Raw genomic sequence first — 22,299 nt, 5'->3', positions numbered from 1 at the left:
GCGATTATTAGTAAGTCCAAAGGACGCACAAAACCAGTCGCTTACGACATGGTGTGATTTTAAAGGGACAAAGGATGAACGCTATGCCAAACGGGAACGTTTAACGACTTCCCCATTAGGATGCTATTGGTTTAGCAAGCGCAGCTAGGAGCGGAGTGCCGCGAAAGTGGCACGCTCCGTTCTGAATGGGAGGTGGGAGTTGTGAAGCTCCCATCGACCCCTACCGTTGCTCCGTTGCTAGTTCTTATTAAACAAATAACAAATAACAAACAACCAACAAATAATAACCAATAACCAATAACAAAAAAATAAATGCCCAGAACCTACACCCAAAAGTAAATCGCTGTTATAATCATCTGCGGATGTGTGTGTACATGATGTAAGTAAAATGAATCCTCTTGTTAATGCTTTCTTTGTAGGCCGAGCCCTGGCAGAAGTTGTCAATCAGACGATTTCGAAAACCATTACGAATGCCTTAAGCGAACTGGGTAAGTTTGATGCAGAACAACGGGAAAACTTACGCAAGTTTACCGAAGAAGTGATGGAACGAGCCAAGCGAGACGCCGAAGCGGTTAGCTTAGAAAGTACCGGATCGGGCAGCGGGGCGAATGGGTCAGAATCAGAAGATTTACAAGCCACCATTGACGAATTACGAGCAGAAATTGCCCAGGTCAGAGCAGAATTGCAACGTTATCGTAGCAATTCTCGTGCTTGATTAATTATGATAAATTATGGGGATTGTCACTGATAAAATAAAGACTGACAATCGCCGGTTAAACTAATTTAGATACCCTTAGATCCCCTCTGAAAAACGAGTTGCGCTTTTGCCTGTGTCACCTCTAACTGAAACTGATATTCAAAACCGTCAGCGTCCCTTAAATGGCCAACACTTAGCCAAGTCTAACCGGGACGCACAGGCTACTGATGCCGTCGGGATTACCCACTCTTCTGAGAAGAAAACTTACCGTTGGAGTCGGCCAAACTATTCTCGCTTTCAGCGCCGAATTCATATTTGGAGTTGTGTGTTCAGGTTTACCACTGAACTGTGGCTAAATAGCAAACCTTGGAGCTACCCAAACGGATATACCGAAGAAGCGAAAGGGGCGAGACGTCGTAAGCAAGCGATCTGGGTGCGGGAAACTTTCTTGGATCTTGGCCCAACGTTTATTAAACTGGGACAGCTATTTTCTACCCGGTCCGATCTGTTTCCTTCGGAATATGTAGAAGAACTGTCTAAGCTGCAAGATAAGGTGCCTGCCTTTAGTTATGAGCAGGTGAAACAAATTATTCAAGAAGAATTTGGCCGCAGTGTGGATGAATTGTTCCGCAGCTTTGACCCAGTTCCTTTGGCGGCAGCCAGTTTGGGACAAGTTCATAAAGCGCAGCTAATGAACGGGGAAGAAGTAGTGGTCAAGGTGCAGCGCCTGGGCTTACAAAAACTCTTCGGCATTGATTTGGCGATCGCCAAAACCATCGCTCAATACTTTAAAAATCATCCCCGTTGGGGTAAAGGTCGAGATTGGTTGGGCATTTATGATGAATGCTACAAAATTCTCTACGAAGAAATTGATTACCTCAACGAAGGGCGGAACGCGGATACCTTTCGGCGGAATTTTCGCGGGGTAAATTGGGTGAAAGTCCCCCGGGTTTATTGGCGCTATGCTTCCCCCAGGGTCTTGACCCTAGAATATATTCCCGGAATTAAAATAAGTCATTACGAAGCGATCGAAGCCGCTGGACTGGATCGGAGAACTTTGGCCAACCTGGGGGCGGAAGCTTATTTACGTCAACTGCTCAATCATGGGTTTTTCCACGCCGACCCTCACCCAGGCAATATTGCTGTCAGCCCTGATGGTGCTTTGATCTTTTACGATTTTGGCATGATGGGGTCTATCCGCAGAGATATTCGGGAAGGACTGCTGGATCTGTTTTTTGGCATTGCCCAAAAAAATGCCGATAAAGTGGTGACTTCTTTGATAGAATTAGGTGCCCTAGCACCGATGGAAGACCCAGGCCCGGTACGGCGTTCGATCCAATACATTCTAGATAATTTAATGGATCAACCGTTTGAGGAGCAGTCGGTGACACAGATTAGCGATGATTTATATGAAATCGCTTATGACCAGCCGTTTCGCTTCCCAGCCACCTTTACTTTTGTCATGCGAGCCTTTTCTACCTTAGAAGGGGTCGGCAAAGGTCTCGATCCAGAGTTTAATTTTATGGAGGTAGCAAAACCCTTTGCTCTACAGATTATGAGTAATGGCAATGGACTGGATCAATCTAGCTTTTTAGATCAACTAGGTCGCCAAGCAGCGGAAGTCAGTAGTACCGCCTTCGGTTTACCAGGTCGGATTGAGGATACCATTGAAAAATTAGATCGCGGTGACATCCGTTTGCGGATTCGCTCCACGGAAACCGACCGAGTAATCCGACGCCTAGGTAGTATTCAAATGGGTACGAATTTGGCTTTGCTGGTGAGCGCTTTTACCCTATCGGCAACGATCTTATTGGTGAATAATTGGCTATGGTTGGCCGGTGCGATCGCCCTGGTCGCAGTTTTACTGGCAGGTAGCTTAATTCGCCTATTAATGGGATTGGAGCGAATGGATAAAATGCTTTAAGGAGCAATTAATTAGTCCCAAACCATCGATTTTTATCGATTTTTTCTGATTTACTGTCGCCTGATGCTGAAAAAAAATTGAATTATGAAACGCTATTTTGCGGGTCTAACGGATACAGGAGTCGTTCGTTCGGTTAATCAAGATGATTATTATATGGACGAACCGGAGGGACGATTTTTTATCGTCGCCGATGGCATGGGAGGTCATGCGGGAGGTCAAGAAGCATCTCGAATTGCGGTGCAAACGATCAAAAATTATTTACAAAATCAGTGGCATTCCGATAAGAGTTCCGCTGAAATTCTCAATCAAGCTTTTCGCCTCGCGAATGAGACAATTGTTCAGGAGCAACAGCGACATCCCGCATTGAATGATATGGGAACGACCGCTGTGGCGGTGATTTTTCGCGATGACCAGCCCTGGTGCGCTCATGTGGGGGACTCTCGTTTATATCGTCTACGCGGGTCAAAATTGCAGCAAATTACCGACGATCATACCTGGGTGGCGCGGGCAATTCAGGCTGGTCATTTAACTGCCGAACAAGGGCGAAGTCATCCGATGCGTCATGTTTTGGAGCGATGTATTGGTCGCCCGGATCTCCCGGAAGTGACGGTGAATCCGTTTGAGGTGCAAACCGGCGATCGCCTCCTGCTTTGTTCTGATGGCCTGACGGAAGAATTATCCGATGCCGCGATCGCCAATAACCTGAAATCAATTAGAGCCGGGGAAAAAGCGGCGACCACTTTGGTAGACGCCGCCAAAGAAAAAGGTGGACGAGACAATATTACCGTGGTGATTATCACGATTGCTTAAATAGAAGATTCGCCTAGAAAAATATTCATACATCTAATTTGCTGGATAACCCGGAATTGTCATTCTCACCGCCATCGGTCTGGCTCAGGAAATTTATTGTAGAAGAATCTGAATTAAAGAAGCATATGGATTAAAATAGCCCAGGCTATCAAAAAAAGATATATCTAACCGTCGATCCGGCATCGATAATTCGTCGAATTCCCGGAGAATATCCGCCCATTAATGCCCATTAATTATATTTAATTATATAAATTAAATGAATTAAATCGTCAATCAATTGGGCAGATATCAGTCAGAAGAGATCGACTACCCGCCATCAGAAATCCTGCGTCTCTCCTCACCCGTAAGACTCTGACTAAAACCAATTAGAAGTTGTTACCCTAGGTATAAACGAGCGGAATAGATGTTGAGGAAAACAGATGTGGGAATGGTACTGGGATCTGGGTAAACTTGGTTAACTCTGTTGTGAACCAGCGTCAATCCCAGCCAACCTTCCTTGGACGGGATTTTATCAAATCAGTCGCGGAAATCCTCATGTTTAGAAAAATTTTGGTTTCTACAAATTTTACAGACGGTTTACATCGTCTAGGTCAATTTTTGCCGAGTTTGGCCGCCGGTGGAGTCGAGCAAATCGTATTTCTGCATTGTGTTCCCTTTTGGTCAAAAGGTCAGATTCCTCGGGAAGATACAGAGCAAATTAAGAAAGCACAAGATCGCTTGTCTTTCATTACTGAAAATATCCCCAATGGGATGGAAGTGGCGGTAGAAATTAAATCCGGTTTACCCATAGATCATATTCTCAAAGTTGCTCAAACTTATAAAAGTGACGTAGTTGTTGTGGGTACGGAACCGAAAACTTTACTGAGTGACCAACTGTTTGGTGCGACTATTATTGATTTATCGGCTCGGATTAAGGTTCCCCTGATCACTTTTCCTACTCCTTTGTTATATGCCTTGACTGCGGAAGAATTGGATTTACGTTGTCGGCACTTATTGCGCTATGTGGGAATTCCTTATGATGATACGGATGTTTCCCCGCAATTGGTGGCAGAATTTAAACGCTATGCGGCACAACGTCCCGCTAATTCTCTGGAACGTTGTATGCTGATTTGGATTATTGATGCCGGTATTCTGCGCGAGGTGCCGAAAGATTCTTTGCTCAAAGAAGCTCAGGCAAAATTAGGGGCAATCAAAACCGAGTTGGCAGGGTTGAATTTAGAAGTGGATATCGAGGTGCGCTTGGGAGAACCTGTTCCCGATATCTTGGAAATCGCCGCCATGAGTGATATTTGTGCGATCGCCGTGGCGGGTAAAAATTTAGGCGGTTCTTGGGATTGGGTTCGCAATTTCCGGCGCGATCTGCTGCGAGGCAGCAGTCAACCTCTGATCTTTTTCCCCTTACGCTCTTAGAGTTGATTTTGTTGATTAAGAGTCCATATTCATTATCAGAATTGTTGAGGGTTGACGGCTGATGTCTATGCTATTAGGCGTCAACTCAACTGCCATCAATCGCTTCCCCAGCACTGGTTTGTATTCGGGGTGGTCCCGGTTGGGTTAGTCACGTTGGTAGCGCATTCCGGGTAACTGGGATACTAGACCCAATAATTCCAACTGCAACAAGGCGCTGGAAACTTCCCCGGCATTCATCCGAGCTTGTTCCACAATCAGATCAAACGCGATCGCCTCTGAGGGGATGACCTGAAATACTTGTTTTAAATTAGGTTCCAGGTTGATGGCTGGGGTCATGCTGGGTACGGTAGGGGATGGGGTGGGATCCCTGGACGCAATGGCGCGATCGCTTTTTTGAATATTTCTGGTTACCGAATCAGAAAATAGGGACAACTGTTGAGACTGTTGCCCTTGATTCAGGGGGGGCATGGCACCGAGCATCTTCAATAACTCCGCTTCACTGAGAATCATCTCCGCCCCATTTTTCAAAAGTTTTAAACAACCCTGAGAGTTATAGTCATCGATCCGACCGGGCAACACATAAACATCGCGGCAAAATTCATTGGCTTGATGCGCGGTAATTAATGCCCCCGATCGTTCCGGCGCCTCCATGACTAATAAAGCACGGCTGAGTCCAGCAATAATGCGATTCCGCTGAGGAAAGTGGCGGGCGTTGGGGGTAGTGCCCCTGGGGTATTCACTCAATGCCAGCCCTTGCGCCAGAATTTGTTGGTAAAGGCTGCGATTTTCTGCGGGATAGACCACATCAACCCCGGTGCCAAAGACCGCCAGAGTGCGTCCTCCGGCAGCTAAACAGGCATGATGGGCTTCTGTATCAATACCTTTAGCCATACCAGAGGCAATGGTAAAGCCACATTTGGCCAGCAAGGTGGCAATGCGCTGAGTCCAACGTTTGCCATAGTCCGAGGGATTGCGGGTGCCGACGATGCCAATCACTGGGCGGTTGCCCAGATTTTCGTCTCGGTCGATGGTGCCTCGATAATAAAGCAGGGGCGGGGGGTTGGGAATTTGCAATAGCAAACGGGGATAGTCCGGGTCAACCGGCGTCCAAAAGTGGGGATTTTTTTGGCAATGCTGCTGATACAGGGTGTTGGGATAGATCCGCGATCGCTGTTCCATGATGCTGGCGATAATTTTGTGACCCAATCCTTCTACCTCACTTAAGGCAGTTGGTGGCGCTTGCCACGCGACGGCTAAACTGCCAAACTTTTGATTTAAACGATGGAGTGTCACCGGGCCGACCCCAGAAATTTGTGACCAAGCCACCCAAAATATCCGTTCTTGCATCTGTTCTGGCATGGGATACGCCACCCTAGGGACTTCAAAAAAAACGAGCGTACATATAGGTAATGGTTGCCGAAAAAATCGAGGAAACCCCTTCGCTGTACTGCCACCAAGTTTGGGGATCGTACTCCTGGGTAATTACTCAATGCGGGAGTTTACCCAGCCGCGATCGCCTCCCGGCTTCCTCCCCATCCATTTATTATTGGCTTTATTGCCAGTTGTTTTTCTGTAGGAGCGTGGTGGCTGGCAAGTGATTAATCATCGGCGGAAAAGCCGCTAGAAAAACCACAGAAACCGGGTTGCTTCAGAAAATGCCTGACTAGCATGGGGGTTTCTCTTTTAAAAGATAAACCCGGTTTCTTTTTCTGCCTAAAAGCTAGGAGTTTGGCGGTTCTACAGTGAGGCCAAGCCAAAAAGCTAGGGGGTTGGCGGTTGAGCTACAGTGAGGCCAATTACGCAAATGAGCGGAATTTACGGATCGATCGCTGTCAAAGGAGCAGACTGGGGGGACAAGTCCTAAGCCTAGACATAAATGGGTGAGGACTTCTAAAAATCGCCGATCGTGTCCCGGAGATTTGAGATGAGCATGGGCATATTCATGGACGACTAAGCCTAACCAATCTTCAGGGTTAACCCGACCTACATCAATCAGGATGGCGATCGGGTCCAATAAAATATTGCATAAGCCGTCAATGCCAAATCGAGAGGCTAATGGGGCGGCGAAAATTTGAATATTTTGCCGGTGGGCGACGGGAAAGCATTGATGACAGGCTTCCAGATAATCGGTGAGTTCTAAATTAATCGCATCTATATGATCGCCAATCCAGGTGCAGATGCGAGTGTGAAGAAACCGGGTTTCTTCGAGAAACCCGGTTTCTGGATTTAGCGAAATTATCCCCGGTTCTGGGGTAAGCTGACGCACCCGATCTAGGTATTGCCAACCTCGTTGAAACGAATCTGAATTGGTGTTGCTACTGGTAATTTGGCAGGAGGCAACCTCAGAAACCCGGTTTCTCCAAGAAACCGGGTTTCTTTCCGGGTTGCTTTCCCAGTGCGGCGCGTTCATCTCTAATCCCCAATCCCCAATCACTTTTACCACCCCAAAACCGAAGAAAATTTGGCGGTTCCTAATAATTCTTGGCTGGATTCTTTGTTGGCGTTTACTGATTCCGCTTGAGAATTATTGACATCCGCTGATTCTGTGGAAATCCGACTTTCGCTACAAAAAGAGGCGGTACTAAACCCCCCAAAGCGAGTCACCGTGCTAGTCCGCATCCGTAAATTGGGATTGGCAAACCAGAAGCGTTCAATCACACTCATGGTTTCATACTCAGTAATCAGTACCAGTCCACCTTCTTCGTCTATATGATATTGTCCCGCCACTGGGACAATTTCCGCATAGCCCCGTTCTCTTAACATTCGCCCAGTGTTGGGATGATGCGGATCGGGAACGATCGCAAATACGGTTTCCCCAGAATGATTTTCTCCTTCCCTGTCCCAAGCCATCGAACCCTGCCAAGAGACAAAAGCCCCGCCACTGGCTTCCCTGGGATCCACTTCATGGAGTTTACAAATTTCCTGTACTTTTGGATCGTCCCCCGCTAATGCTTCCACGGTAATTTCCGAGTCGCCCATCTCAGCGCGTCTAAATGCCAAATGGTGGGTAGTGCGCTGCGATCGCCATTTTCCTGCACTTTTTTGAAAAAATTCTATCGCGTCCATGAAACTGCTGATGCCTTGTAACTATTGATTTTTGGTTGTTTTCACCTCTTTATCATAAACCGTCTGAGGCTTTTATGAACTTTTGTAGCAGAAATTAATCTGCAAATGTATATTATGAACAGTTTGTCAATAGCTTGTTACGATAATTTACATTTAACGGAAACCAAACCAGAATCACTTAACGTCTTGAATCACAGGACAACCGAAAACAGACAAGAAACAACAGAAAAAGGAGCAAACCGATGAATACAACTTCAGGTCTGAGCTTGGAACAACAATTTCAGTTAAAGGTGTACGAAAAGCAAATCAAAGGGTTAACCAGAGAGCAAGCGCAAGAGTATCTATTAGAAGTGTTGCGTCAGAGCATGGTCAAAGATAACTTGTTCAAAGACCTCCTGAAGCAGCACGTTTAATAACCTCAGCGGGGCACTACCAGTTGTTACACGACATTGTTACAGCAAAAATCCCAATTAATCATCGGAGCGATAACATTCAGGCAATCATATATCTATAACCAGCTACCGGGATTTAATTGGGATTTTAATTTTTTTCGCGTTTTTCGAGAATGGCGATTACCCTTAAACCAGCATTATTCGGTTAAGATGAGGTTTTCGGGGCAATCGTTGAGCGCCACAATATAGATGATCTTTTGATGATAATTTATAATTTTTCTTGCTTATAAATATAAAAGTTTTGCAGGGCTCCCAGGGTTTCAAATTGGTAGGTTGGGAGTAAGGGCAGATTAAACGTTGTCTTGTAAATACTGAACAAGAGAAAGTTACGGCGTTCGGTATTCTGACTAATGAGTTGGGAAATTTGCGGCTGCGCTGACTGCACCAGTGAGAGACATGGCTTTTTGCCCGTTGGCACTTTCTCACAGGCGACATTGTTGAGATACTGGGTCATTTGCTGGGCCGCATAGTTGTTGTAAGCTTCTGGACTGGGATTGGCGATCGCCATTGCTACCCCAAGTCCCACGCCCCCCACGGCGCCGATGGATGCGACTATCTTTAACCCTTTCATAGTGACGTTGAACTTATCTGTATGGTTTTCTGTATGCTTTAACTACCGATGCTAAACCGGAAATTTCGCAGCCGCAGCGACTTTTAGACAAAATCAAAAAAAATTTTCCCAGGGGGTAGATCAATTTTAACTAAATGTGCTATAGTTATAAATCGAATGGCGAGCGTAGCCAAGTGGTTAAGGCAGTGGATTGTGGTTCCACCATTCGTGGGTTCGAGCCCCATCGTTCGCCCTTATTTTAACTAATCAGATCCGTTACCCTGGGTTAAGGTGCGTTACCCTGGGTTAAGGTGCGTTACTGGGCAAAGCATTCGGATATTAAATTTGGGGTTTTTTCCCAGAAATTGTTGCCCGAATGCTTTGCCCCTACAAAATTTCGTGGGTTCGAGCCCCATCGTTCGCCCTTATTTTAACTAATCAGATCCGTTACCCTGGTGTAAGATGCGTTACCCTGGGTTAAGGTGCGTTACGCTCCGCTTCGCTACGCTAACACACCCTACCGCTACTTAGGAGCACATCAACACAACATAGCGCGATCGCGCCATGCTGATTTCAGGGATTATCTTTCATGGACTATCATAAAACAGCAAGGTGCGATTCGTTCAAGCGAAAAGTGGATGGTAATACCTGAAGCGTGCGCTTGGTAGTGGTTCCGGAAGACATAGTGAACTAACAGGCATCCACCTAAAATCGTAGTCACGAACCATTTGCGCGACCTGAACTGGTCGTTTGGTAAGTAGGGTCGGCCCTACTAGGGGAGTCACACCCCCTGCCCTCGCGGAAAGTACCAAAAAAGGTATGGTCACGTCCTAGTAGGTAACGAAACAGACGGAGTGCAGACCCCGAACGTAACCGAAACTGGCAGCCTAAGCCGGTAAGGAGCAAGAGGGATTCTCTCAATGGTGAATGAAAATGAACTGCCATTTAAACTGCGTGATTCCTAAACGAGCCAAATAAGGCTGACAGGCTCGAACCAAAAGGTAAGTGAGCAGCCTCGATGATCCTATGTCATCAAGGCGTGTGACTAAAACTCTCACCGCAGGAAAGACAGCGCCTAACGAGAGAACGGACAACCAAAGGATACAACAGGGTAAGCCCTACAGAGTCTATGGGAAGGTCGAATCCCATAGTAAGCAGACCGCAAGGAAAGCAGAACTCTCTGGAGGGTAGAGGATGAGGCAAAAAGCGAAAGCATCCCTGTAATGGGGAGATAGGGGTTCAAAATTTGCCCCTGACCGAAAGGAACAGCAGACTTGCCTTGGGTCGTATGAGAAAGAGACCAGACAGTAAAAACCGTATCTGAGGACAAGTTAGATGTCGCAACCAAATGCAACAAACGGACTAAAGAAACCACTGGAAGACTGGAGCCAAATTAATTGGCAAAAAGCCAACAAGCTGGTTAGGAACTTACGTCAAAGAATCTTTCTCGCGAGAAAACTTGGTAACTTTCGTAAGTTGAGAAACCTACAAAAGTTGATGTTAAAAAGCCACGCAAACTTACTATTGTCAGTGCGAAAAATCACCCAAACCAATAAAGGAAAAGCAACGGCAGGAATTGACAAGAAAATAATCAATACCCCAGAGCAAAGGGTGAAACTGGTAAACAACTGGAAGGGCGGAACTCAAAGCCCAACTAAACGGGTAATGATACCAAAGTCAAACGGAAAGTTGCGACCGCTAGGAATCCCAACAATGCGTGACAGAATCGAACAGGCAATAGTAATGAACGCACTAGAACCCGAATGGGAACCCGTGTTTGAGCCAAACTCCTACGGATTCAGACCCGGAAGAAGCTGTCAAGATGCCATCGAACAAAGTTTTATTAGACTCTGTAAAGGCAGAGACACTTGGGTTTTTGAAGCTGACATCAAAGGATTCTTCGATAATATTGCCCATGAATCCATCTTGAAACAATTAGGAAACTTCCCTAAAAGGGATTTAATCCAAAGATGGTTAAAAGCTGGCTATGTTCTCAAAGGGGAATTCAACCCCACAAAGACGGGAACACCGCAAGGCGGGGTAATCTCACCCCTACTAGCCAACATTGGACTGCATGGTTTGGAACAACTCGTTAAAACCACCAATTCAAAATTAGGCATCGTGCGGTATGCAGACGACTTTATAGTTACTGCTAGAGACAAGGAAAGTCTTGAAAAAGCCCAGACCAGAATCCAGCAATGGTTATCAGAAATAGGACTTGAATTAAGCACGGAGAAAACGGTTATTACATCAATAGAAGACGGCTTTGACTTTCTCGGTTTCAACCATCGCCACTATAACGGCAAACTGCTTATCAAGCCATCCAAAAAGAAGGTTTTAGCCTTCTGTAAAAGGATAGGCAAGGAAATAAAGGCAATGAATGGTTGTGAACAAGAAGTAGTCATTAAAAAGCTAAATCCGATTCTCCGAGGTTTTGCTAACTACTACAAGGGGGTAGTGAGCAAAGTAACCTTCAGCTACATCTCATCAAGAGTGTGGTACTACCTTTGGAGTTGGGCGAAGCGTCGGCATCCCAACAAAAACACAAAATGGATTCGGAAACGTTACTTTAAGACCATAAAAGGCAATAAGTGGACGTTCGCCTGTACAAGTACAGACAAACGGCGAGGGAAAGAGGTTGAAACAATTCTCTACCCAATAGCTTACACTCCAATCGAGCGCCATGTAAAGGTCAAAGGGGAAGCGTCACCGGACGATCCGAGCCTCAAGGAATACTGGGAAAAACGTCACCATAAATATGGTAAGAGCTACTGGGAGAAAAACTCCCGGAATTATAACATCGCTCAAAACCAAAACTGGAAATGCCCTATCTGTGGCGAACCTTTATTCAACGGTGAGGAAATTGAAACCCATCATATAGTACCTGTTGCAGAAGGCGGACAAAACGACATTGAAAACCTTGTGCATTTACACCAAGCGTGTCATAAGCAGGTACACAGCAAATCCAAGTCCAATCGCTTGAAATAAGGCTTGAGCCGGATGATGCGAAAGTGTCAAGTCCGGTTCTTAGGGGAGGGGAGGGGAGTAATCCCTGAACCTTACCCGACCAACTGTGGTTTTGTTGGCCTAAATGGAGGTCAATTACCCGGATTTCCTGGTAAAAGAACAATTACCAGGGGTAGTTAGGCATCAGCCCCACCCGGAGAATCACTATTCACTGGTGTGAAGCGGGTTGAAAAGGAGGTAACTCTTAACCAGTAAGAGAATCCCTTCGAGCCAATTAGCTAAGGTCAGCCGTGAGGCTTTCTGTCCGACTTGAACCCTCTACATCATGAAGTAGCGAAAAACTGGTTGATACGCTGCGCTCAAAACGAGCACGGGGAATAGGTAGGGAATTTAACACTTCCCACAAAAAGTTGCATGACTCTGCTGTTCGTGCAAAAAGAAATCCCGAAGTACCCAGGGGGAGAGGGCAGCACAAGAAAGCTAATAAACCCAAAGCCACGGAACGAAGTAAAGCCCATGTAGGCTCTTAGGATAGGTCGATAATCCTAAGTAGTGAAATAAAGTGTAAGCGCAAGCCACATGGGTGAGAGATGCAGTGCAGAAGCCAAAGACCAGCCTAATAACTGGTATATGCTGACAGCCTGCGCCTAAGTTGAATTGTAGAGTCCCAAGTAGTGATATATATGTCCAAAACACGACAAAAGTTGATGGTGGAATGGAACGAAATCCCCTGGAAAATAATCCAGCGGAAAGTGTTCAAGTTACAAAAGCGAATCTACAGAGCGGCTAGTAGGGGCAACGATGTCTTAGCAAAAGGGCTCCAGAAATTACTGTTAAAGTCATATTACGCAAAACTACTCGCTGTAAGGCAAGTAACTCAACTCAATAGAGGAAAGAAGACAGCCGGGGTTGACGGGATAAAATCACTGACACCCGTACAAAGGCTTAGTCTGGCCTCCAGATTGTCACTAACCTATAAGGCCAAAGCAGTCCGCAGAGTATGGATACCAAAACCCGGACGGGATGAAAAACGCCCCCTGGGGATACCAACAGTGGAGGATAGAGCGCGTCAGGCATTGGTAAAAATGGCACTAGAGCCGTATTGGGAATCCCAATTTGAGGAAACCTCGTATGGTTTTAGGCCAGGTAGGTCAACACATGACGCCGTAGCCAGAATATATCTTGTAATAAACAAGAAACCTAACTATGTTCTGGATGCGGATATATCCAAATGTTTTGACAAAATCAACCACATTTACTTACTGAAAAAGCTCCAATGTCCAGCAAAAATCCGACACCAAGTAAAAACTTGGTTAAAAGCCGGAATCATGGACGGAGGAGCCTTTGAAAAGCCAGAGGCAGGTACACCCCAAGGTGGGGTTATCTCACCCCTTTTGGCCAACATAGCACTAGATGGGATGATTCGGGATGTAGAAAGTCAATTTCCTATGTACTATTACAGCAAAAAAGGCTTATACACACCCCCTGTCAGAATCATTAGATACGCCGATGATTTTGTGGTACTACACCCAGAGTTAGAGGTCATCCATAAGGCTAAAGCGGCAATTGAAGCTTGGCTAAAACCAGTTGGTTTGGAATTAAAACCAGAAAAAACCAGGATATGTCACACCCTTAATCAGTTGGTTACAGGAAGTGAATTGACTGTAACTCCCGGTTTTGATTTCTTGGGATTCAACATCCGACAATATCCAGTTGGAAAACACAAATCAGGGAAAAACCCCCAAGGGAAACTACTGGGATATAAAACCCTGATTAAGCCGAGTAAGAAAGCAATCAAAGCTCACCATGTAGCCCTAAAAGAAGTTATTAAGACCCACAAAACAGCCCCGCAAGCGGGACTCATTGGTAGATTAAATCCAATGATTAAAGGGTGGGCAAACTACTATTCAGGGGTAGCAGCCAAGGAAACGTTCTCATCAGAAGACATGGTTCTTTGGCAAATGCTCAGAGCATGGTCAGTAAGTAGACGTGGAAGAAAACAAAAAGCCCAAGCAATACGCAAGTATTATCGCAAAGGCCGACATGGTACATGGACGTTTGCCACAGCAGACGGATTAACGCTATGGAAACACCAGGATGTGGAAATCAAGAGACATACCTTAGTCAAGCCTGACAAATCCCCGTATGACGGCGACTGGGTTTACTGGAGCACCAGGCCAGGACAAGACATAGAAGCCCCTACAAGAGTGGCAAAACTGCTGAAAAAGCATGCATGGTAAATGTCCATATTGCGGGCAATACTTCACAAGCAGCGACCTGTTGGAAGTAGACCACATCATTCCTAAAAGCCAAGGCGGAAAGGATGAATACAAAAACCTGCAATTGCTTCACGCTCATTGTCACGATTTAAAGTCAAGATATGACGGGAGCACCCAAGGACATCAGGAGGAAGAACTGCCGCTCTGGTAATCGTACCTGTGTAAAAGGTCAATTTAGGTAGGAGCCCAGTGCCGTGAAAGTGGCACGCTGGGTTCTGAATGGGAGGTGGGGAAAGCGATTCCCCCATCGACCCCTAATCCTAGTACAAAAGAACTAAGCCCAATCACTTCAACTGGCCGTAGTCATGCGAAACAATTCAGAACCCCCCGCCTTACCACCAGCAGTCCAGAGAGTTATTCCCGCATTTCGCCTTGGCGGATGGATTAGCTTTTGGGTTCAGGTCGTCCTAGCCGTCGTAGCTAGTATCATCTTCTTATTCGCGATTATCTTTGAAACCAGCAATTCTGGGGCTTCAGGCGGTGGGAGTAATCCCGGAACCAGCGCCGGAATCTTTTTTGCGGTGAGTGGAATAATCGCCCTACTGGTAAGTATCTATTGGTCATTCCGTTATACCAGGTTGGCGTTGCAGTTAAAAGCGAGTCAGGCTTCCCTGCGTCCCAAAAAAGCAGATGCCATGCAAATTTTGCGTTTGGGTGTGATCATCAATCTCGTTGGGATGTTTTTAAGTTTACTGGCCGCTGAATCGATTAGTGGGATTCTTTTGGGTAAAGCCCTGCAATCTCAAGCGGCGCGGGTTTCCTTGACTGTTCCTATGCAACAATTGATCCAACCGTTGGATATTTTTGTGATCTTGGCGAACACCCACACCATTTTCGCTCACTTCATCGGTTTAGTTACTGGGTTGTGGGTGATCAACTGGATTACGCGAGATAATAGTTAACCTTGCCAGAAAGTCCCGGAATGAAACCGCCAATTATGGCGGTTTTTTGCTGGCTGATGAAATGCGATCGCTCATCAGTTGGCGCTATTAAAGCAAGTCACTATCAGTGACTTGCTTATAACCAATCACCAATAAGCGATAATCCTGATATGACATCGATCGCTCCTCTCATGCCTAATGTTGATGATTTTGTGATTACATAACTTAACAATGTCGGAAACTGGAATTTTTGTGGAGTCTAGGAAGTGGCTTCAGCCTGCGATCGCTCTCCAGGCTGACTCCAGCTAACTCTAAGATATTGTTCCGGATTCAGACAGTCGCCAAAATATGCCGATTCGATCCGGTGTAATTCCAATAGCAAGCGATATTTGTAACGATTTCTGATAAAATGTAATAAAAGTTAAAAATTCGTCATAAATTCTAAATGACTTTATTGGTTTTCGGTGCCACAGGTACATTAGGAAGACAAATTGCGCGACGCGCCCTTGATGAAGGATATCAAGTGCGTTGTTTAGTCCGTAGTTTCAAAAGAGCAGCCTTTTTAAAAGAGTGGGGCGCAGAACTGGTGCGGGGAAATCTTTGCGATCCTGAGACTTTACCTGCCGCTTTCGATGGGGTGACTGCGGTGATTGATGCAGCCACAGCCAGAGCCACAGACTCTTTAAGTATCAAGCAAGTTGACTGGGAAGGCAAACTAGCGCTGATGGAAGCCGCCAAGTCTGCGGGGGTGCAGCGTTATATTTTCTTCTCGATTTTAGACGCGGAGAAATATCCCGATGTACCCTTAATGGAAATTAAGCGCTGTAATGAAGCGGCGCTAGCGGAATCAGGGCTAAACTATACAATTCTTCGTCTAGCCGGATTCATGCAAGGGTTAATTGGTCAGTATGCGATTCCGATTTTGGATAATCAGGCGGTTTGGATGACCGGTGAGGTGGTGCCGATCGCCTATATGAACACGCAGGATATTGCCAAATTTGCCATCCGCGCTCTATCTGTACCAGAAACGGAAAACAAAACCTTTCCCGTGGTAGGGACTCGTGCCTGGAGTGGTGATGAAATTGTGGCGTTGTGTAATCGCTTGGCGGGTAAAGAAGCCAAAATTATCCGCTCACCCCTGAGTTTATTGAGAACCGTGCGTAAAATTGCCCGATTCTTCCAATGGAGTTGGAATGTGGCCGATCGCCTCGCATTTGTGGAAGTGCTCGCTAGTGGCAAACCCTTAACGGCGTCAATGGATGAAGTTTATCCGGTCTTTGGCTTGGATCCCAAAGAAACCACCACTTTAGAAGGGTATTTGCAAGAATACTTCAGTCGAATTATGAAAAAACTCAAGGAACTGGATTACGAAAAAGAAAAAAACAGCAAGATGCAAAAGAAAAGGAAGATTCCTTTTTAGGCAATCCCAATCTAGCAACAGAAACCGGGTTTCTATGAGCGTTGTTGGTTGGTGGCAAGGGTTGACGTTAATTACCCGGTTTCTCAGAGGTTTGCCCTAGACCATACGGTAGAACCATGCTAAAAATGTCCTAGGGGCAAACCCTATCTCTGTGCTGTGTAAAACTTAAACCGAAGAAAGGCTGCTGAATGTCGCCCAAAGCAGGCATTATTTATAACGACAATAAACCGATCGCTTGTCGTGTTGCCCTCGAATGGCAAGACAAGCTGACTGATGCTGGTTGGCAGGTGGTCTCCACCACCGGAGTCGGGGGAATTCTAGGTTACTCCAGTCCAGAAAAACCTATCTGTCATACCGCGATCGACCAACTGGTTCCCCCTGGGTTCGATCAGGATATGACTTTTGGCTTAGTGCTGGGTGGGGATGGCACTGTATTGTCCTCGTTCCGCCAAGTGGCACCGGCGGGGATCCCATTGCTGACGGTGAATACTGGTCACATGGGTTTCTTGACAGAAATCTACCTGAACCATCTCCCGGAAGCGATGGCACAAGTTCTTGCCGGTGACTATCAAATTGAAGAGCGGACAATGGTCACGGTGCAAGTGATTCGGGACAATATCGTAGTTTGGGAAGCACTCTGTATGAATGAAATGGTGCTTCACCGGGAACCGTTGACCAGTATGTGCCACTTTGAAATCGAAGTGGGGCATCATGCACCTGTGGATATCGCCGCTGATGGGGTGATTATTTCCACACCCACGGGATCCACCGCTTATGGCCTGTCTGCAGGCGGCCCGGTGATTACCCCTGATGTGCCAGTATTACAGCTAGTGCCGATTTGTCCTCATTCGTTGGCTTCAAGGGCTTTAGTTTTTGCCAATAGTGAGCCGGTGAATATTTTTGCCGCGAATCCCGATCGCCTGGTGATGGTGGTGGATGGCAATGCGGGATGTTATGTGTTGCCGGAGGATCGAGTCCACATCAAGCGATCACCCTATAGTGCCCGGTTTATTCGCTTAAAACGGCCTGAATTTTTCCATGTGCTGCGAGAAAAGTTAGGCTGGGGATTGCCTCATGTGGCTAAACCCACTTCAGTGGAGTTACCGTGATCTTTGATCCGCTCGATGGTATGTCGCTGACATTAAAATCCTTGAACCTAAAAAAATGAATTTTGATGATAAAACTTATCGATCAAAAATAATATGAAAAATCCAGGGAAATTAAAAAGCAGTAAAAATACACTATTTGTATTTTTACAATCAGCAATATTTATGCTGATTAAATAATAAATGTGTAATTTTGTTGTTGCTAAAAGTCAGCATTTATTTATATGCCGAAAAATCTTGATGTTTAGGATATAACGATAATATTGTGATGAATAATTGGTATAATATCCAAGGTATTTTGATTTAGGAATAATTTAGGGTAAGGTTAGGGTAAGGAAGCCAAAAATCATCAGAAGATTCAGAGAATTAATTGAAATGAAAAAAATATTGCTCTGCTTTCATGGTTTTGAGGTTTTGCCTGTAGGCTTCCTAACTCAATAAAAAAATAAATTAATCAATGACGAGCTATTAGTCAGTGAAAAAATCTATGGAATCAATCTGCGATCGCTGTATATAATGGCAACTTTTGAACTTAAAATATGTCTTGGACTGCTATGGCCACAAACCCGATTCCAGGGAAAGACAGAAGAGGAGAAGCAGAAGGCGGATGATACAACAAACAGCAATCCTAGAACTATTTGAGAAAGGCGGCATTTCTATGTGGCCGCTATTGTTCCTCTCGATCTTATCGTTGAGCACGATTCTAGAACGGCTGGTCTTTTGGCTGGGCGTAATGAGCAAAGAAAGAGAACTGATCAATCGCGTGCTAGAAGCGGCCCGTTATGACTGGCAGGTGGCTCAAGAAATTGCCAAACAAGGGAGTAAACAACCGATTGGTCGATTCCTGTATGCTCCTTTGCGACTGCAAAATGCCGAGCCAGAACTGTTTCGTCTGGCGTTGGAGTCAGCGGCAGATAATGAGTTGGCGGCAATGCGTCGCGGCGAAAAAATTATGGAAGCGGTGATTGCTTTGTCACCAATGCTGGGTTTGCTGGGAACGGTTTTAGGTTTGATTAACTCCCTGGGTTCGATTCGTTTGGGTGATATCGGCACTAATGCGACGCGAGATGTTACCTCTGGAATTGGTGAGGCGCTGATTAGTACGGCGGCAGGACTGATTGTGGCAATTATGACCCTAGCCTTTTATCGGATGTTTCAAGGCTTTTTGTTCTCGCAGATGAAGATGTTCCGCAAGTCGGGGAATGAGTTAGAGTTGCTGTATCGGCAGTTTTGGGCTGAAGGTAGGCATAGTCAGGGGATGCCCCAGATGAACCCCCAAAGTCCGCAAAGTCCGCGATCGCTGTCGGAACCATCAGACAGAAACATCAGTGCGGTGGAATCAGCCGATGGAGTGGCGCGATCGATTTCGGTGTCTTTGTCTGAGGGGTCTTTATCGGGGGAAACCGGGCGACTAACTGACAGTCCTTTATCCTCAAGTTCGGGTTCTTTATCTGAGGGTTCTTTATCGGGGGAAACCGGGCGACTCACGGAACCTCCTGCTTCAGAAATACCGACTCCTTTACCTGTAGCGGATAGTCAGGTAGCGGATAGTCAGCGATCAAGTCCAGAGACTCCGTTGCCGGGGGCTGCCACCGCGATCGCACCGCCCCTACCCAACAATGAACGCACCAGCACTCCTCCTGAGTCCAACACCTCTACAGTCGCCAACCACACAGAGGCAAAAGCGCCTGAAAGACCACCGGCAGCAGATAATAAACCAGAAGAAACCAGCAATGTTTAGGGCAAAAGTAGGGGCTTTTCCGTTGGCGGTGGTTCCCCTGTTTCCAGGTTGCCTTGTTTCGAGGTTGCCCTGTTTCGATGTTGCCCAGGGTCTTATGAGGGCTGACGCGATCGATAATTTTGGGTAAAATCGGGGCGGGGTCACTGCCCCTACAGATGCTTAATTTAATTGGGGGAAAGAGGCGATCGATGAAGATAAACCAGGATATTCAAGGGGAAGAAGCTCGCATTGAGCTAATTCCACTGATTGACGTAATTTTTTGCATTCTGACATTTTTTATTTTGGCAGCCTTGCAACTCACGCGCCAGCCCGTGATTGATGTAGCCTTGCCGAAAGCAGCTACCGGGGAGACGCAGACACAAGAAATGTTAATTGTCCGGCTAGAACCAGCGGGACAGGTCTATGTTTATATAGAAGAACAGCCTAGACTGGTGACATTAGACCAGTTAGAACAAATCCTCAGCTTTTATCACAGCAGTAATCCTATGGCGCTCATGGTGTTGTATGCCAGCGAGGAGGTCAAATATAATCTGGTGGTGGAAGTGCTCGATCGCATGAGAGCGGTCGGTGGCACCAGAGTAGCATTGGCGACCCTTCCCCGTGATGCCAGTTCCCAGCCGTCCATTCCCACACCAACCACCTTGCCACCGAGTAATATTCAATTACCACCACCTCCTGCCACCACCCAGCCGTAACCATTAGGGTGGGCATTGTCCCCCTACCCCTTTATGGTGTATTTGTAGGGGCGCAAAGCTTGCGCCCCCGGATCTATAGCCATTAGAGCTAATGCTTCCCCTAACGCGGGGGCAGGCTCTGATTTTGGGGGCGCTTTTCCGCCGCTGGGGGCGCAAGCCGAAGCGCCCCTACATAAAACCAGCATTTCTGGCGATCGAATTTATACCCTTGGGTGGGTATTGCCCACCCTACAGACTGGCTACATGGCTACATTTTGATCGGATATACGCAAAAAGAACATGGAAAACCAAAACGCTGAATCCCTAGAAAAAATTCGCCAACAATTTGAAACAGGCCCTTATCCCAGAGTTCCCTTAGAAAATTCTTTAAAAGAAGATTATAATTCTTTATATTATCACAATTATGTCACATCCTTTTATTTAAGGAATCAAAAAGTAATTGATACCAAAGACAAAATTATTTTAGATGCTGGCTGTGGCACTGGATATAAGGCTTTAGCATTAGCAGAAGCCAACCCAGAGGCAAAAATTGTTTGCATAGATATATCAGAAAACTCATTAAAGATATCTCAAGAAAGACTAAAATTTCATGGATTTAGGAATAATATAGAATTTCATCTTTTGTGTATTGAAGATTTGCCCAGCTTAGGGATGCAGTTTGACTATATCAATTGTGACGATGTTCTCTATCTGCTGCCTGAACCGGCGATTGGACTACAGGGGATGAAATCGGTTTTAAAGCCCGAAGGAATTATTCGCGCCAATCTCCACAGTTCCCTGAATCGGGTTTATCTTTATCGGGCGCAAGAAATATTCAAAATGATGGGGTTGATGGATGAAAACCCAGGGGAACTGGAAATATCTATCGTCCGTGAAATGATGAAAGCCTTGAAAAATGACGTTCAACTTAAAGCAACAACTTGGGCTGATAATCGAGAAAATAACCCAGAGTTTTTTATGATGAATTACTTGTTCCAAGAAGACAAAGGGTACACAGTAAACGAAATGTTTGCTGCGATGAAAGCCGCTGATTTAGAGTTCATCAGTATGGTGAATTGGCGACACTGGGAACTGATGGATTTATTTGAAGATTGGGAGAATTTGCCGGTATTTCTGGCCATGAGCTTACCAGAACTCTCGGCGGAAGATCGATTACATCTGTTTGAATTGTTGCATCCGAGGCATCGACTGCTTGACTTTTGGTGCGGTCATCCCAACAATGGTTCAAGTTTTGTTCCTGTTGACGATTGGCAAGACGCAGACTGGCGAAGTGCCAGAGTGTATTTGCACCCTCAGCTAAGAAATTCTAAGTTAAAAGACTATTTGATCCAATGTGTCATCGACCATCAATCTTTTGAAATTAGTCGGGACGTTCCCCACCCAACAATGAATCCGGTAATCATCGGCAGTGATATTGCTGCCTGTCTGCTACCTCTGTGGGATGAGCCTCAGTCAGTGACGGCCTTGGTGGAACGCTGGCTCCAGATTCGTCCGGTGGATCCGCTCACCCTCAACCCCGTGAGTCAGGAAAAAGCGTTATTAGAGATTACCAAATTTTTAACTGACCTGGAAGCCTTTCTATATGTGCTTTTGGAGCGTTGTGATTGAAGGTGGAAAAAAATTTTGCCGATGGGTGATATAAAAGTCAGAGACGGTGGGTAAGTTATCTCTAGAAGTTAAAAAAACAAGCATCCCACATCTCAAGGAGACCTTTAAAATGAAAACCGAATTAAAAGTCAAATTCCTCCAACACCTGAACGAAAAAAGAAGAGAAGGCGGTTTCACCCTGATTGAACTGCTCGTGGTGGTGATCATCATCGGGATTCTGGCTGCTGTGGCTCTGCCCTCCCTCCTCAGCCAAGCCAACAAAGCCAAGCAGGTTGAAGCTCGGAATAATATTGGTGCGATGAACCGGGCACAGCAAGCATACTTTTTGGAAAATAACAACACATTCGCAACAATCAAGGATAATTTAGGCATTGGGATCAAAAATAGTCCTAACTATACCTACACCATCAGTGCTGGTACTCCTAATGCTCAAGCCATCCAGATAGCACAGATAGATGCGGCTACCACAGGACAATCTCTCAAAGGCTATAAAGGGTTAACATACACCTCTACAGGTACAGCAGCGACAGAAGTTCTGACCCTGGGACTCCTCTGCGAGGCAAAAAGCCCTGGTTCTCAAGCTGGAGACCCTACCAGTGCTGGCTGTACTGCCGGTGATAAGAACCTCGCCGAATAATCAATACATAGTTTAATTTATGTCTGGTCGAGGAATGTGCCTGACGCAGAATTAGA

The 22,299-nt window shown here is 46.0% G+C and carries 16 protein-coding genes, 1 tRNA gene and 2 pseudogenes; 15 read left to right on the top strand and 4 right to left on the bottom strand.

The window, feature by feature from the left end:
• The first annotated feature begins 388 nt into the window (after positions 1-388).
• From ABWT76_RS08080 to ABWT76_RS08065, 4 genes are all read left to right on the top strand, one after another.
• Positions 389-715, top strand: a complete 327-nt coding sequence (locus ABWT76_RS08080; protein WP_054470380.1) for a DUF6825 family protein — start codon at positions 389-391, stop codon at positions 713-715.
• 220 nt (positions 716-935) lie between these two features.
• A complete protein-coding gene (locus ABWT76_RS08075; RefSeq protein WP_231636977.1) occupies positions 936-2,621 on the top strand; it encodes an AarF/ABC1/UbiB kinase family protein in 1,686 nt (561 codons plus the stop codon).
• An 84-nt stretch (positions 2,622-2,705) separates the two neighbouring features.
• Positions 2,706-3,431 carry a Stp1/IreP family PP2C-type Ser/Thr phosphatase gene (locus tag ABWT76_RS08070; protein ID WP_054470377.1) on the top strand — a complete coding sequence of 242 codons (726 nt, stop codon included), beginning with the start codon at positions 2,706-2,708 and terminating at the stop codon, positions 3,429-3,431.
• Positions 3,432-3,965: 534 nt separating this feature from the next.
• Positions 3,966-4,841, top strand: a complete 876-nt coding sequence (locus ABWT76_RS08065) for a universal stress protein (protein WP_054470376.1) — start codon at positions 3,966-3,968, stop codon at positions 4,839-4,841.
• A 144-nt stretch (positions 4,842-4,985) separates the two neighbouring features.
• On the opposite strand, the gene dprA is transcribed toward ABWT76_RS08065, so the two are convergent.
• From dprA to ABWT76_RS08050, 3 genes are all read right to left on the bottom strand, one after another.
• On the bottom strand, positions 4,986-6,200 hold the full coding sequence (gene dprA, locus ABWT76_RS08060; protein ID WP_231636979.1) for a DNA-processing protein DprA: 1,215 nt from the start codon (positions 6,198-6,200) through the stop codon (positions 4,986-4,988).
• A gap of 361 nt (positions 6,201-6,561) precedes the next feature.
• Complete coding sequence (locus tag ABWT76_RS08055) at positions 6,562-7,251, bottom strand: hypothetical protein (protein WP_354635913.1); 690 nt, start codon at positions 7,249-7,251, stop codon at positions 6,562-6,564.
• Between the two features lie 26 nt (positions 7,252-7,277).
• Complete coding sequence (locus ABWT76_RS08050) at positions 7,278-7,907, bottom strand: phycobiliprotein lyase (protein ID WP_054470389.1); 630 nt, start codon at positions 7,905-7,907, stop codon at positions 7,278-7,280.
• A gap of 242 nt (positions 7,908-8,149) precedes the next feature.
• Here ABWT76_RS08050 and ABWT76_RS08045 point away from each other — a divergent pair, with 242 nt between their 5' ends.
• A complete protein-coding gene (locus ABWT76_RS08045) occupies positions 8,150-8,320 on the top strand; it encodes an NblA/ycf18 family protein (protein ID WP_072160968.1) in 171 nt (56 codons plus the stop codon).
• A 247-nt stretch (positions 8,321-8,567) separates the two neighbouring features.
• On the opposite strand, the gene ABWT76_RS08040 is transcribed toward ABWT76_RS08045, so the two are convergent.
• Positions 8,568-8,930, bottom strand: coding sequence for a DUF4359 domain-containing protein (locus tag ABWT76_RS08040; RefSeq protein WP_054470383.1), 363 nt, complete (start codon positions 8,928-8,930; stop codon positions 8,568-8,570).
• Positions 8,931-9,089: 159 nt separating this feature from the next.
• Here ABWT76_RS08040 and ABWT76_RS08035 point away from each other — a divergent pair.
• From ABWT76_RS08035 to ABWT76_RS07990, 10 genes and pseudogenes are all read left to right on the top strand, one after another.
• Positions 9,090-9,162: transfer RNA gene (locus tag ABWT76_RS08035), tRNA-His, on the top strand.
• Positions 9,163-10,244: 1,082 nt separating this feature from the next.
• Positions 10,245-11,897 (top strand): group II intron reverse transcriptase/maturase, encoded by a 1,653-nt coding sequence (gene ltrA / locus ABWT76_RS08030; RefSeq protein ID WP_354635912.1) that lies wholly within the window; start codon positions 10,245-10,247, stop codon positions 11,895-11,897.
• 662 nt (positions 11,898-12,559) lie between these two features.
• A pseudogene (gene ltrA, locus ABWT76_RS08025) lies at positions 12,560-14,306 on the top strand (group II intron reverse transcriptase/maturase).
• A 154-nt stretch (positions 14,307-14,460) separates the two neighbouring features.
• Positions 14,461-15,057, top strand: a complete 597-nt coding sequence (locus ABWT76_RS08020) for a DUF3611 family protein (RefSeq protein WP_054465940.1) — start codon at positions 14,461-14,463, stop codon at positions 15,055-15,057.
• Between the two features lie 424 nt (positions 15,058-15,481).
• Entirely contained in the window at positions 15,482-16,456 is a 975-nt protein-coding gene (locus tag ABWT76_RS08015) for an SDR family oxidoreductase (protein ID WP_354635911.1), read from the top strand.
• A gap of 188 nt (positions 16,457-16,644) precedes the next feature.
• Complete coding sequence (locus tag ABWT76_RS08010) at positions 16,645-17,565, top strand: NAD(+) kinase (RefSeq protein ID WP_054465942.1); 921 nt, start codon at positions 16,645-16,647, stop codon at positions 17,563-17,565.
• 604 nt (positions 17,566-18,169) lie between these two features.
• Positions 18,170-18,808, top strand: a pseudogene (locus tag ABWT76_RS08005) (MotA/TolQ/ExbB proton channel family protein); the annotation flags it as partial.
• A 650-nt stretch (positions 18,809-19,458) separates the two neighbouring features.
• Positions 19,459-19,998 carry a biopolymer transporter ExbD gene (locus tag ABWT76_RS08000; RefSeq protein ID WP_354635910.1) on the top strand — a complete coding sequence of 180 codons (540 nt, stop codon included), beginning with the start codon at positions 19,459-19,461 and terminating at the stop codon, positions 19,996-19,998.
• Between the two features lie 279 nt (positions 19,999-20,277).
• On the top strand, positions 20,278-21,606 hold the full coding sequence (locus ABWT76_RS07995) for a class I SAM-dependent methyltransferase (RefSeq protein WP_190879772.1): 1,329 nt from the start codon (positions 20,278-20,280) through the stop codon (positions 21,604-21,606).
• A 109-nt stretch (positions 21,607-21,715) separates the two neighbouring features.
• On the top strand, positions 21,716-22,243 hold the full coding sequence (locus ABWT76_RS07990; RefSeq protein WP_054465946.1) for a type IV pilin protein: 528 nt from the start codon (positions 21,716-21,718) through the stop codon (positions 22,241-22,243).
• Positions 22,244-22,299: the final 56 nt, after the last annotated feature.

It is taken from the genome of Planktothricoides raciborskii GIHE-MW2, assembly GCF_040564635.1.
Lineage (GTDB): Bacteria > Cyanobacteriota > Cyanobacteriia > Cyanobacteriales > Laspinemataceae > Planktothricoides > Planktothricoides raciborskii.
Note: the sequence above shows the minus strand (reverse complement) of the source record. Positions and strands in the feature narration are given on the sequence as shown.

What these genes read in the sequence shown, in the direction of transcription:
- ABWT76_RS08080 (WP_054470380.1), top strand. Translation starts at nt 389, where the DNA reads ATGAATCCTCTTGTTAATGCTTTCTTTGTAGGCCGAGCCCTGGCAGAA.
- ABWT76_RS08070 (WP_054470377.1), top strand. Translation starts at nt 2,706, where the DNA reads ATGAAACGCTATTTTGCGGGTCTAACGGATACAGGAGTCGTTCGTTCG.
- ABWT76_RS08065 (WP_054470376.1), top strand. Translation starts at nt 3,966, where the DNA reads ATGTTTAGAAAAATTTTGGTTTCTACAAATTTTACAGACGGTTTACAT.
- dprA (WP_231636979.1), bottom strand. Translation starts at nt 6,200, where the DNA reads ATGCCAGAACAGATGCAAGAACGGATATTTTGGGTGGCTTGGTCACAA.
- ABWT76_RS08055 (WP_354635913.1), bottom strand. Translation starts at nt 7,251, where the DNA reads ATGAACGCGCCGCACTGGGAAAGCAACCCGGAAAGAAACCCGGTTTCT.
- ABWT76_RS08050 (WP_054470389.1), bottom strand. Translation starts at nt 7,907, where the DNA reads ATGGACGCGATAGAATTTTTTCAAAAAAGTGCAGGAAAATGGCGATCG.
- ABWT76_RS08045 (WP_072160968.1), top strand. Translation starts at nt 8,150, where the DNA reads ATGAATACAACTTCAGGTCTGAGCTTGGAACAACAATTTCAGTTAAAG.
- ABWT76_RS08040 (WP_054470383.1), bottom strand. Translation starts at nt 8,930, where the DNA reads ATGAAAGGGTTAAAGATAGTCGCATCCATCGGCGCCGTGGGGGGCGTG.
- ltrA (WP_354635912.1), top strand. Translation starts at nt 10,245, where the DNA reads ATGTCGCAACCAAATGCAACAAACGGACTAAAGAAACCACTGGAAGAC.
- ABWT76_RS08020 (WP_054465940.1), top strand. Translation starts at nt 14,461, where the DNA reads ATGCGAAACAATTCAGAACCCCCCGCCTTACCACCAGCAGTCCAGAGA.
- ABWT76_RS08015 (WP_354635911.1), top strand. Translation starts at nt 15,482, where the DNA reads ATGACTTTATTGGTTTTCGGTGCCACAGGTACATTAGGAAGACAAATT.
- ABWT76_RS08010 (WP_054465942.1), top strand. Translation starts at nt 16,645, where the DNA reads ATGTCGCCCAAAGCAGGCATTATTTATAACGACAATAAACCGATCGCT.
- ABWT76_RS08000 (WP_354635910.1), top strand. Translation starts at nt 19,459, where the DNA reads ATGCTTAATTTAATTGGGGGAAAGAGGCGATCGATGAAGATAAACCAG.
- ABWT76_RS07995 (WP_190879772.1), top strand. Translation starts at nt 20,278, where the DNA reads ATGGAAAACCAAAACGCTGAATCCCTAGAAAAAATTCGCCAACAATTT.
- ABWT76_RS07990 (WP_054465946.1), top strand. Translation starts at nt 21,716, where the DNA reads ATGAAAACCGAATTAAAAGTCAAATTCCTCCAACACCTGAACGAAAAA.